14 protein-coding genes are annotated in these 12,142 nt (G+C 36.0%); 5 read left to right on the forward strand and 9 right to left on the reverse strand.

Features of this window, described 5'->3' with window-relative positions; translation table 11 throughout:
* Positions 1-98 precede the first annotated feature (98 nt).
* Positions 99-224, reverse strand: coding sequence for a sporulation histidine kinase inhibitor Sda (gene sda / locus CHI06_RS16030; protein WP_373558151.1), 126 nt, complete (start codon positions 222-224; stop codon positions 99-101).
* 216 nt (positions 225-440) lie between these two features.
* Here sda and CHI06_RS16035 point away from each other — a divergent pair, with 216 nt between their 5' ends.
* Both CHI06_RS16035 and CHI06_RS16040 read left to right on the forward strand, forming a co-directional pair.
* Positions 441-647 (forward strand): DUF6501 family protein, encoded by a 207-nt coding sequence (locus CHI06_RS16035; protein WP_095249635.1) that lies wholly within the window; start codon positions 441-443, stop codon positions 645-647.
* A 54-nt stretch (positions 648-701) separates the two neighbouring features.
* The gene (locus CHI06_RS16040) at positions 702-1,292 is read left to right on the forward strand and encodes a GNAT family N-acetyltransferase (protein WP_095249636.1); all 591 of its coding nucleotides are present in this window, start codon (positions 702-704) and stop codon (positions 1,290-1,292) included.
* Positions 1,293-1,324: 32 nt separating this feature from the next.
* Here the strand turns inward: CHI06_RS16040 and yidC are convergent, their stop codons facing one another.
* The 5 genes from yidC to CHI06_RS16065 all read right to left on the reverse strand — a co-directional run bounded on the left by yidC (position 1,325) and on the right by CHI06_RS16065 (position 6,406).
* A complete protein-coding gene (yidC, locus tag CHI06_RS16045) occupies positions 1,325-2,110 on the reverse strand; it encodes a membrane protein insertase YidC (RefSeq protein WP_095249637.1) in 786 nt (261 codons plus the stop codon).
* 8 nt (positions 2,111-2,118) lie between these two features.
* Positions 2,119-2,433: a hypothetical protein gene (locus CHI06_RS16050; RefSeq protein WP_095249638.1), complete on the reverse strand. Its 315-nt coding sequence runs from the start codon at positions 2,431-2,433 to the stop codon at positions 2,119-2,121.
* Between the two features lie 153 nt (positions 2,434-2,586).
* The gene (gene pflA, locus CHI06_RS16055; RefSeq protein ID WP_095249639.1) at positions 2,587-3,339 is read right to left on the reverse strand and encodes a pyruvate formate-lyase-activating protein; all 753 of its coding nucleotides are present in this window, start codon (positions 3,337-3,339) and stop codon (positions 2,587-2,589) included.
* 62 nt (positions 3,340-3,401) lie between these two features.
* Positions 3,402-5,627 carry a formate C-acetyltransferase gene (gene pflB / locus CHI06_RS16060; protein WP_095249640.1) on the reverse strand — a complete coding sequence of 742 codons (2,226 nt, stop codon included), beginning with the start codon at positions 5,625-5,627 and terminating at the stop codon, positions 3,402-3,404.
* Positions 5,628-5,953: 326 nt separating this feature from the next.
* On the reverse strand, positions 5,954-6,406 hold the full coding sequence (locus CHI06_RS16065; protein WP_095249641.1) for a cupredoxin domain-containing protein: 453 nt from the start codon (positions 6,404-6,406) through the stop codon (positions 5,954-5,956).
* 188 nt (positions 6,407-6,594) lie between these two features.
* On the opposite strand from CHI06_RS16065, the gene CHI06_RS16070 reads away from it, so the two are divergent.
* Positions 6,595-8,673 (forward strand): phosphatidylglycerol lysyltransferase domain-containing protein, encoded by a 2,079-nt coding sequence (locus CHI06_RS16070; protein WP_095249642.1) that lies wholly within the window; start codon positions 6,595-6,597, stop codon positions 8,671-8,673.
* Positions 8,674-8,830: 157 nt separating this feature from the next.
* On the forward strand, positions 8,831-9,979 hold the full coding sequence (locus tag CHI06_RS16075) for a D-alanyl-D-alanine carboxypeptidase family protein (RefSeq protein ID WP_257009330.1): 1,149 nt from the start codon (positions 8,831-8,833) through the stop codon (positions 9,977-9,979).
* Between the two features lie 29 nt (positions 9,980-10,008).
* Here CHI06_RS16075 and modB read toward each other — a convergent pair whose 3' ends face one another.
* The 3 genes from modB to CHI06_RS16090 form a co-directional block, all read right to left on the reverse strand.
* Positions 10,009-10,674: a molybdate ABC transporter permease subunit gene (modB, locus tag CHI06_RS16080; RefSeq protein ID WP_095249643.1), complete on the reverse strand. Its 666-nt coding sequence runs from the start codon at positions 10,672-10,674 to the stop codon at positions 10,009-10,011.
* Positions 10,675-10,679: 5 nt separating this feature from the next.
* Positions 10,680-11,459, reverse strand: a complete 780-nt coding sequence (modA, locus tag CHI06_RS16085) for a molybdate ABC transporter substrate-binding protein (RefSeq protein ID WP_095249644.1) — start codon at positions 11,457-11,459, stop codon at positions 10,680-10,682.
* A gap of 143 nt (positions 11,460-11,602) precedes the next feature.
* Positions 11,603-11,845 (reverse strand): YkuS family protein, encoded by a 243-nt coding sequence (locus CHI06_RS16090; protein WP_095249645.1) that lies wholly within the window; start codon positions 11,843-11,845, stop codon positions 11,603-11,605.
* 97 nt (positions 11,846-11,942) lie between these two features.
* On the opposite strand from CHI06_RS16090, the gene CHI06_RS16095 reads away from it, so the two are divergent.
* Positions 11,943-12,077, forward strand: a complete 135-nt coding sequence (locus CHI06_RS16095) for a YuzL family protein (RefSeq protein ID WP_095249646.1) — start codon at positions 11,943-11,945, stop codon at positions 12,075-12,077.
* Positions 12,078-12,142 lie beyond the last annotated feature (65 nt).

The raw sequence follows: 12,142 nt of genomic DNA on the forward strand, positions 1-12,142 counted from the left end.
GCGAAGCACCTGGAGCACAAATCAACAGCCCGATTAAACACAGCCTACAGTAAAAAACCGCCGAACATTAGCGGCGGTTCTTAATACAAATGGCAAAGTTATCGATTTTTAAATGGCCTTAATCCACGACGTTTTATTTCATCCTTTAAAATCTTTATCCATTCCTTTTCTTTCCCAGACTTAACTGCATCCCGATACGAAACAACCAATAGTTCGTTACTCATAATTTTCAACTTAGAATGCCTCCTTTAGAAAATGGATTGAATATTCAGTTTTTATTATTGTAATCGTTTTATTCCCATTTGAGAACCCAATTCACAAATTTGTCATATTAAAAGCATATTAATATTTCAAAAGTCATCAAAGAAATTTAGTTGCGCTACCGTGTCTCATTTGATTATACTAAGGAATAGTTAGTAACGGAAAGGAACGGTGCAAGGATGATTCATTTAACATGGCGCAATCGAGAAACAGTAAAAAAAGTAAAATGTGTACATACGGATGCCAAAAAATATATAGTAAATAACACATTAACTGCCGGAAAGATTTATGATGTTAAAAATGAAACAGAAGAGTTTTATTATATTATTGACAATACCGGCAAAGTCGGGGGATTTTATAAAGAATATTTCCAAAATGTAGACTGATAGGCCTCGCCTTTAGTCTATTTTTTTAATAAAGATTACGGGGGATTTGGCGCTATGAAGATGTGGAATGAACATTTTGAGTTAAAAGGGGAAACAGTTACATTACTTCCCATCAGCTTCGAACATATTGACGGATTATGGGAAGCAGCTAAACCAGATGAGATTTGGACCTATATGGCTACTACGGTAAGAAGTAAAGCAGAAATGGAGCAGATGATAGCTTCTGCTATCCAGAAGAGAGAAAAGGGTACCGAATACACATTTACTATTATTAATCAGGAAGACAAAATTATTGGAAGTACACGGTATCTTGATATTTCACCTGAACATAATAGTCTGGAAATTGGATCCACTTGGTATCATCCTGATTCCTGGAGAACCAGAGTAAACACTGAATGTAAATATCTGCTTCTTCAACACGCATTTGAAAGCTGGAAGGTTAGGCGTGTCCAACTTAAAACAGATTCTCGAAACCTTCGTTCTCAAAAAGCAATCGAAAGAATAGGTGCTCTAAAAGAAGGTACGTTACGGAAGGATAGAAAAATATCGGGTGGCTACGTACGAGACACGGTCTTCTATAGGATCCTTGATAATGAGTGGGAGACTGTTAAGTTGAGCGTAGAAAGGAAACTTGGCATAAAATAAGAAGCATTGGAATCCAATGCTTCTTTTCATTACTAATTCATTGTACTTGCTTTCATTTCTGTTTCTTTTCCTTTTTGATATATCTTTCTGCTTAACCATGTTTGCAGAATTAAAAACGTACCACCCACTGCCCAATAAAGCGGAAGTGCCGCAGGCGAACTGAAAGAGAATATGACAATCATAAGTGGAGACAATAGCCCCATGAATTTCATTTGCTGCGCCTGAGCAGATGGCATGTTAGACTGTGAAACTTTAAATTGGAAATAATAAATGACACCTGCAATAAGGGTAATAATGATATCAGGGTCTCCAAGACTAAACCATAGAAAACGGTGGCTTGCAATTTCTTCAGAACCACGAATCGCATAATAAAAGCCCGTTAGAACCGGCATTTGTATCAGAAGAGGTAAACATCCCATATTTAATGGATTGACACCATGTTTCTGATAAAGACCCATTAATTCCTGCTGCATTTCTTGTTTCTTTTTTGGATCCTTTTCATCTTTCATTTTCTTTTGGATGGCTTCCATTTCAGGTTTCATGACATCCATTTTCTCTTTCATGTTCATTTGATTTCTATATTGCTTTAGCATAAACGGCATTAATATCAGTCGAATGATGAGGGTAACAAGAATAATCGATAAACCATAGCTCCCATTGAAAAATTCAGCTAGAAAATGAATAGAAACAGTAAATGGTTCGACAAAATACGTATTAAAAAATCCATCACCTTTTCCGTCTGCTGCAGAACAGGCAGAAAGGAGCAGTGTAGTAAATGTTAATAGTAGTAAAGTTGGTAAAGAATTTTTGATTTTCATATTTCCTCCTAAGATTGTTTAAGTTGTTTATAAGTGAATAGGGAGGAGGAAATAGGTTCTTCTGTATCATCCTGTGAACTTTCTTTTCTACGAATATATTTAAAAATACGAATTAGAATTAGATTTCTATTTACAGAGCATTTCTTCTTATAAATAAACAATGGGTGATTGATTTTTGTATGAGCTGGTTCACTTATGGACCCCATGAAGCAATATTCCACATTCCATGCCCAAAGTAACTTGATAATGACACCGAAGTAAAGACTTAAATAAAGTGCTTCTAATGCATTTGCATCAGTAAAATCAATCAGCATTTGGTACAAAAATAATCACCTCACTTTTATTTGTTAATGTTAAGAGTATAAAGGAGAAACGGTAAAGAAGCAATTTAATCCCGCTGGAATAAACATTGTAGAAAAATTCTCTAAAAAAAATAAATTCTAAAAAGAATGCTGCCATTCCGACAGCATTCTTTTTTATTGTTCAATTAAGGGTTTGTTCCAGTGGGCAGTAATCATTTTATATGCGAGTTCCACTTTCTCTTCTGAAGGTGGTTCAACATGATTTAATGGATATTCCAGTCCTAGTGCTTCCCACTTATAAACACCAAGCTTATGATAGGGAAGAATTTCAATCTTTTGGACATTTTCTAGTGTACCAATAAATTCCCCAAGCTTTTGAAGATCCTCTGGATCATCTGAAACAGTAGGGACGAGGACATGGCGTATCCAAACAGGTACTTTACGGTCTGATAAAAACTTAGCAAATTCAAGAATATGATCATTTGCCATACCGGTTAATTGGATATGTTTTTTACGGTTAATATGCTTTAAATCAAGTAAAATCAAGTCAGTATAGTTTAATAACTCTTCAAGCTGTTCAATAAACAGTTTAGAGTGTGAGAAACAACCCCCAGAAGAATCAATAGTCGTATGAATCCCTTTCTTTTTACATTCCTTAAACAATTCAGTAAGGAACGGTATTTGTAGAAGTGGTTCACCACCGCTGACCGTGATTCCTCCACCAGAAGATTGGATGAAAGGCAGGTAGGACATGAGATCATCCATGATTTCGGAAATGGTCATCTGTTTGCCGCTGCCGATTTCCCATGTATCCGCGTTATGGCAAAACTGGCAGCGTAATAGGCAGCCTTGGGTAAATACAACATAGCGTATACCTGGTCCGTCGACTGTTCCTAATGTTTCAATAGAATGTATATTTCCGTTCATGGTGAAGATCCCCCTTTATTTTTAAAGCAGGAGCCCCTTAAAAGGAGCCCCAAAATCTAATTTTATAGTGATTCGTGGAAAGTACGGTTAATCACGTCTAACTGTTGTTCTTTTGTTAATTTGATGAAGTTAACCGCATAACCAGAAACACGAATAGTTAATTGTGGATATAATTCAGGGTGTTCCATTGCATCCATTAATGTTTCTTTATTAAAGACGTTAACATTTAGATGGTGACCAGATTTGACTGCATATCCGTCTAAGATAGAAACTAAGTTTCGAACCTGACTTTCTTCTTCTTTACCTAATGCTTTAGGAACGATGGAGAAAGTATTTGAAATTCCATCCATTGCTGAGCTGTACGGCAGTTTAGCAACGGAAGATAGAGAAGCAAGTGTACCTTTTGTGTCACGGCCATGCATTGGGTTTGCACCTGGTGCGAATGGTTCGCCGGTACGCCGGCCATCTGGTGTATTGCCAGTCTTCTTACCATAAACCACATTTGATGTAATCGTCAAGATTGACATTGTATGAACAGAATTACGGTAGGTTTGGTGCTTTCTCAACTTTTTCATAAATGTTTTTACAATTTCAACCGCAATGCTGTCTACACGGTCATCGTTGTTTCCGTATTTAGGGAAGTCGCCAGTTGTTTCGAAATCGACAGCTAGACCGTTTTCATCGCGAATAACTTTCACTTCAGCGTATTTAATTGCACTTAATGAATCAGCTACTACGCTCAATCCAGCGATTCCTGTTGCCATGGTACGTAAGATTTGAGAGTCATGTAGAGCCATTTCAATTCTTTCATAGCTGTACTTATCATGCATATAGTGAATAACATTCAAGGTATTGATATATAAACCTGCAAGCCATTCCATCATTTGATCAAACTTTTGCATAACTTCTTCGTAATTCAATACCTCAGAAGTGATTGGTTGATATTGTGGTCCTACTTGAATTTTTAATTTCTCATCCACACCACCGTTAATGGAGTAGAGAAGTGCTTTTGCAAGGTTTGCACGAGCACCGAAGAACTGCATTTGTTTCCCAATCTCCATAGCGGATACACAGCAAGCAATTCCGTAATCATCGCCGTACTCAGGACGCATGATATCGTCGTTTTCATATTGGATAGAGCTAGTTTTAATTGACATTTTTGCACAATATTTTTTAAAGTTCTCAGGCAGTTGTGGTGACCATAACACTGTTAAGTTGGGTTCTGGAGCTGCTCCTAAGTTATCTAATGTGTGTAGGAAACGGAAAGAGTTCTTTGTTACAAAAGAGCGACCGTCAGATGTCATACCGCCAATTGACTCCGTTACCCAAGTAGGGTCACCACTGAATAGGTCATTATAATCAGGTGTACGTGCAAATTTAACTAAACGGAGCTTCATAACAAAATGGTCAACGATTTCTTGTGCTTCAACTTCAGTTAAGGTACCATCTTGCAGGTCTCTTTCTAAATATATATCAAGGAATGTAGATACACGACCAAGACTCATTGCAGCACCGTTTTGCTCTTTAATAGCAGCTAAGTAACCAAAGTATAACCATTGGAATGCTTCTTGTGCAGTTGTGGCAGGCTGAGAAATATCAAAGCCGTGACTGCTGGCCATTTCTTTTAATTCTTTTAATGCACGAATTTGTTCTGCAATTTCTTCGCGAAGACGCATATTGTCTTCTGTCATTACCTTGCTTGTATTCTTTTGATCCTTTTGTTTTTCCTTGATTAAGAAATCTACTCCGTATAGTGCTACACGACGGTAGTCACCAATAATACGTCCACGGCCGTAAGCATCAGGAAGTCCTGTAATAATCGCTGCTTTACGAGCTAACATCATTTCATCTGTATAAGCATCGAAAACTCCTTGGTTGTGAGTTTTACGGAACTCTGTAAAGAATCTTTCGATGTCTGGATTTAGTTCGTATCCATAAGATTCTAATGCTGCTTTTGCCATCCGAATTCCACCGAAAGGCTGCATAGAACGATTAAAAGGTTTGTCTGTTTGAACACCAACTACTTTTTCAAGTTCTTCATTTAGGTAACCAGGAGTGTGAGAAGTAATAGTAGATACTGTTTCAGTATCCATGTCTAGGACTCCGCCTTTTTCACGTTCTTGCTTTGTTAATTCCATTACTTGATCCCAAAGCTTGATTGTTGCGTCTGTTGCACCTGCTAGGAAGCTGTCGTCACCTTCGTATTGATTATAGTTTTTTAAAATGAAATCACGAACGTTAACTTCTTTTGTCCAAGTACCTTTAGTAAAACCTCTCCATTGTTCCATCATTATTTCACCTCGTAAGATTGTTTAAATTAATATAACTGTGTAGCAGTTATTTCTTATCTAAAGTGTAACAGATTTTTTGTGAATGAAGTCACATATATTGTTAACATATTGTGAACCTTATTTTTTCATTGGTTTAACAAGGTTTTTTACTTTTGGTACGAGGTATGTGTATGAGCGTTAATGAAATTCTGTACTATAATTATTTGAGGAAAAACACAAACTGTTATATAAGAAAAAAACAATAATTCCAACATGTATATAGTGTAAACTCACTGAAACAGCTGCCAGAAACAATTAAAAAGCAGGAGAGAAATCTCCTGCTTTTAATCGACGATGATGTCAGCAATCATTGGACCATTATGATCTCTGTCTCCATGAACTTCACAAATCAAACGATAAGTACCTTCTTTATCAATTTGAAGAGGTACCATGGTCTCTTCACCTTTTTTGACGGTTCCTTTAATGTCTGTACCTTCAATATAGAATGGGTGCTCCTCACCGTTAATGCCACTAATGTATAAGTTTACCTTTTCACCAGCTTCAACATTAATTGTTCCTGGATCCCACCGGTATACTTCTATTTCCTTTCCGTCTTTTGTAGTACTGTTATATTCTACTGTGACCATATGAATTTCTCTTACCTCGCCACCTGCTGTTTGATTGAATACAGCAGTGTCCCCAGCCTTTAGCAAAAACCATGCAGAAATGGTTACGAGCAAGAATGCTGTTACCAAAATAAAGACAAGTGTATCTTTCTTTAATACTAAAAATTTCATTATTAACCCCCCATTAATTTGTCCTATTTCATGTTTATGCAGAGAAGGGAGGGAAACTTGTCTCTTTTTTTATATTTTTTTTCTATTGTTTGTACATATACATTAATGAAGTGATAATTTCTTTGATTTTCCAGCTGAAAAGTTTATAGTTTATATAGGTCTGAAAGTACAGGTGGTAAGTTATCGGTATGAAAAAAGGAAAAATATTTACAGTGGTAAAATTTCTCTTTCCCTTACTCTTATTAGTATTTGCACTACTTGAATTGAAAAAGTTCATTGGGAATTTAGACCTTGGATTACTTCAATCTGAAATTGTACAACTATGGTTTGGTACTTTAATCCTTATCTTTTTTGTAATGTTTGCTGCGGTGTTACCAATGCTTCTCTATGATGTAATGCTATTGAAGATTCTTGGAATAAAGGCTGGAAAAAAGGAAGTACTTGAACAAGCATTAATTGTTAATACCTACTCAAACTTATTTGGTTTTGGCGGCTTAATTGGAGCGATGTTGAGAACCTACTTCTATCATAGATTTGAAAATGATAAGCGAAGGTTAGTAGGCGGAATTGCAGCTGTTTCTTTTTTTTATATGGCAGGAATTTCTTTATTTGCTATGTCAGTAGCTTTGAATTTCAGCAATCATCCTATTTTTGTGCAAACAAAATGGCTATTCTTTGGCGTACTGGGTATAGCATTATACTTGCCAATATTTTTTGGAATTCATTTTGTTAAAAATAAAAGGGACAAGCAGTCATTAATCACCTTTGGAGCAGGAGCAAAACTTTTCATTATTTCACTGTTAGAGTGGACCGCAGTTTTTTGTGGTATTTGGTTCTTATCTTGGATTATGGAGATACCTGTTACCTTTGAACAGCTTTTTCCTGTTTATGTTGTGGCTGCCTGCGCTGGTATTATTAGTATGATACCAGGTGGTCTTGGTTCGTTTGATATCGTTTTTATTTGGGGAATGCAGGACTTACATGTTCCGGAAGAAAAAGTTCTTGTTATCTTATTATTCTACCGGATTGGATATTACTTGATCCCATTTTTACTCAGTACGCTTCTTTTTATAAAACGATATTGGGAGAAATGGAACAAATCATGGAGTAATATTCCAAATACAATCCTCCAAAATATAAGTCATGTTATGGTGACCATTCTCGTTTTTCTCTCAGGTTTAATCCTGCTATTATCCGCAAGTGTTCCAGGAATAATGGATAGACTTAGAATCGCTCAGGAAATTTTGTCTTTTCCAATCATTAATATTTCTCATCAGCTTTCTGTGGCTGCAGGCTTTCTCTTGCTTGGGTTATCCCGCGGGATAGAATACAGCGTAAAAAGAACTTACGATTTGACCATGCTTGTGTTAATTCTTGCTGCCCTTTTTTCTATCTTTAAAGGAATTGATTACGAAGAAGCTATTTTTCTTATTACGGTTGCACTATTACTAAGAGCATCAAAAGGACAATTTTATCGGGAAAGTTATGTCCTAACGTGGGGAAAAACCACAGTTGATATCCTGATTATTACGGTTATCATTTCAATGTATTTGGTAATTGGCTATTCTAATTTGCCATCCGCTAAAATCACCATCCCGTCACAATTTTTGCCATATGTCATTGAAGATTCATCGGATTTATTCAGCAGTGCGATGATTGGCCTGCTCATTGCATTACTCATTCTTTATGCAGGATACGTAATAAGTAAACCTAAAAAGTGGAAATTTGAACGTTCGATTGGTCAAGAAGAAGAGATAATAAAACATTTAAATACCTATTATGGAAAGAGTTTGTCCCATTTACAATTACTCGATGATAAATATATTTATTGGAACAGTAAGAAGACTGTCTTAATTCCTTTTCAACAATATGCAGATAAACTAGTGATTCTTGGGGATTTAATAGGTGATAATGACGAATTATCAAGTGCGATTGAGGAGTTTCAGGAACAAGCAGACCGTTACGGATATACCCCCGTCTTCTATCAAGTTAGTGATGATATGCTGCCATATCTCCATGGAAACGGCTATACCTTTTTTAAATTAGGTGGGAGAGTATCGAAATATGCATTTGTAAGTGAAAAAATTGCAGCCCAAATTTATCTACATGGAAACGAGCTAAATCAATTTCAAGGATTACGAAAATTTAAAGAGGAATATACAAACAAATGGGAGTCGAAATACTTAGGCTATAGAAGAAAGTCAACATTTTCTTTACCATTAACAATGACCCAAATAACATTATTAATTTCAAAGCGTAGAAGGTAGGACACGGCTTGGCTTTGGTTGAGCCATTTTTTATTGCGATTATTTCAAAGTCGCTTTAATAACCTTTCAGTTGAATGACAATTGGTTAATTGATATTTACTTTCAATGATATTTTGATAAAATCAGATGGTAAATAAAAAAATAAGGATGTTGTAAATTGTCAAGGTTTGTATCAATTATAATGCTACTATTTCTTATTTTATCGAGCCAAACAAATAGCTACGCTGCAGAAAACCAGTCCTTAGATATAAAAAGTGAAGCTGCAGTATTAGTAGATTCAGAAACAGGTGCCATTTTATATAATAAAAATAGTGATGAAAAATTATACCCTGCTAGTTTGACGAAAATTGCAACAGCCATCTACTCTTTGGAAAATGGTAACATTGATGATGTTGTCACAATAAGTCCTAGAGCGGTAAAGGAAGAGGGAACAAGAGTTTTTTTAGTTGAAGGTGAAAGGGTCCCTTTAAAAAAGCTAATTCAAGGAATGCTGATTAACTCAGGGAATGACGCGGCAGTAGCAATCGCTGAACATATAGACGGAAGTGTAGAAGAGTTTGCAGTAAATATAAATAAGTATTTAAGGGAGGAAGTAGGGGTAAGCAATACGAATTTTACTAATCCAAATGGATTGTTTAATGAAAATCATTATACAACTGCTAAAGATTTAGCCTTAATAACCAATTATGCAAAAAAGAATCCAGTGTTCACAGAGATTTTCGGAACAAAAGAGCTCCCTTGGAGTGGTGAGTCTTGGGAAACGACACTCTTGACCCACCATCGTCTTTTAAAAGGCGAGATTCCTGTTGAAGGAATTACTGGTGGAAAAACTGGTTTTGTAGATGAATCAAAACACACATTAGCAACAACTGCGGAAAATGATAATTTAAAGCTGACTGCCATTGTTTTAAAAGGGGATAGAAGCAAGGATACGTATCAGGATACAGAAAAACTGATTGAATATGGTTTAAAGAACTTTCAACATCGCGTTATTAAACAAAACGAGTTATTTAAAATGAAAGATAAAGAATATTATACTAAAAGTGATATTGTTGTTACAGAGCATATCAATGGATCAAAAGAAAGTGTTACCGATAAAGGTGTGCTCGAAGTTGTAAACGATGGTGATGTCATTCAATCTATACAACTTGAAGTAAAAGAACCTAAACAAGTAAAAGGAAAAGTAAAAAAGGGAAAGCTGTTAACTAGTGAAGAGAGCAGTGTAAATATTATTTATGGAATAATAGTTATTGCATTTGCGGGACTTTTTCTGGGCGTTAGAAAAAGATTAGTGAAGAGACAATAATGTAATAAAGCCATGGAGAGATATACTCTTCATGGCTTTTTTTGAATCATATTCGAAAGCAGCAGCATGAGAAAAGAAATGAGTACCATTGATAGAACGAATGCCCATGCTAAGCCCATATTACCGGATTCCATCGCAACATAAATCGCTGTTGGAGCTGTTTGTGTTTTTCCTGGGATATTCCCAGCAAACATTAATGTTGCTCCAAATTCACCCATAGCTCGTGCAAAACTCATAATCAGCCCGGAGATTATTGCAGGAAGTGTCAAAGGCAGGGATACCAATAAAAATACCTTTCCTCTGCTTCCGCCATCCACTTTTGCTGCATCTTCTATATCTTTATCGACCGATTGAAAGCCTAATTTAACAGATTGGTACATAAGAGGAAATGCAACAGTGGTTGAAGCAATAATCGCAGCCCAGGGTGTAAACATGATGGAATGTTGGAAAAATCCTTCAATTAAGGCACCGATTGGGCTGTTTCTTCCAAAAAAGTATATCAGTAAAAATCCTATCACCGTTGGCGGTAAAACGATCGGCATCATAAGGAAGGTTTCAAGCAGCATCTTACCTTTGAATTTCTTGTTATATAAAAGTCTAGCAAAAAAAATGCCAAAAAAGCTAACAATAATAACGGAAATAAAAGCAACTTCTAGAGAGAATCTAAGGGGCTGCCAAAATTCATATGCAAACATGATTATCAATCCAATACTATAAAACCAAATTTTTTAAAACTTGTTTTTGCGGTTTTACTTTGTAAATAGTCAAGAAATATTTCAGCTTCTTTTTTATGGGATGTAGTTTTTATTATGCCTGCAGGATAAATAATCGAATCGTGAGTCTGATCACCTGCAGTTGCCACAACATGTACTTTATCAGATACTTTTACATCTGTCATATAAACAATGCCTGCGTCAACATTACCTGTTTCTACATATGTAAGAACTTGGCGAACATCCTTTGTTTGAATGACAATAGGTTGAATTTGTTCCCAAATACCAGTATTTTGTAGTGTTTGTTTAGCATATTTACCGGCTGGAACAGACTCTGGTATACCGATTGCAATTTTTTTAACCTGACTATCCGTCAAATCAGAAAAACCATTTAGTTGTAAAGAATTTTCTTTGTTAGTGATTAACACAAGCTGGTTACCTAATAAATCAATCTGCTTTTGTGCATCGATTAAACCTTCTTGTATTAATTCTTTAAATTGGTCAGGTGATGCAGATAGGAAGAGATCAACAGGTGCTCCTTGGAGAATTTGTTGTTTCAAGGCTCCAGAGCTCCCTATATTGTACAAAATTTTTATGTTTTTATTTTCTTTTTCGAAATTCTCTTTTATTTCTATTAGTGATTCATTGAGACTAGCAGCAGCTGAAATGGTCAATTCTACTGGTTTAGTTTGGGGTGATTCCTTTGATGAACATGCCGATAGGCCAAGTATGACAAAGGCAAGGCCTACAAGTAATAACTTCTTCATGTATTATGTCCTCTCAAAATCTATCAAAGTGTCTTCTATCATTATAACGAAAGAATTTTCTTGATTAAAGTAGGGAGGTATAAAAAAAACTGCCTTGGTTGGCAGTTTAAGTAACGAATCACTTATTGTGTTGTTTTACCGACTTACTGGAGTCTGCTTTCTACCTGCTGACACACTTCATCTGCGGTCATTCCATTTGCTTCAATGACTGAGCCTTTTGTAAAGGTATCCTGCATACCCATTACATTAGAATCTAAACCTGTAACAACACAGCAATCGCAATTCTGTGCATCAGATTCCTGTCTTAATTGAACCACATCATGTCCTTTTTCCCTTAAAGCTTGTTGAATATCTGATAGGGATTCTTCTACACCAATTTTCGCCATACAAAACACCTCCTCAATCAATATCATGCCAAAGTTCTCCATAATTATTCTGTATAAGTCACGATAATCTTCAAAAACTAAAAGAGGAGGTGTAACCATGGGAAAGCGAAAAAAAGATCCATCCACCATTGGCCTGGCTTCACCGCAAGTTGAAGGCCAAGGAACAACAACAACAGAAACAGGAACAAGAGAAGCTTCATCATCACGCCGTAAGCAGAAGAGAGATTTATAAAGAAAAGGTTATGTATAAGCAAAGAATAAATTTTGGCACCTGTTGATTTGCGGAAGGCACGAGAC

It is taken from the genome of Bacillus sp. 7884-1, assembly GCF_002272245.1.
Lineage (GTDB): Bacteria > Bacillota > Bacilli > Bacillales > Cytobacillaceae > Neobacillus.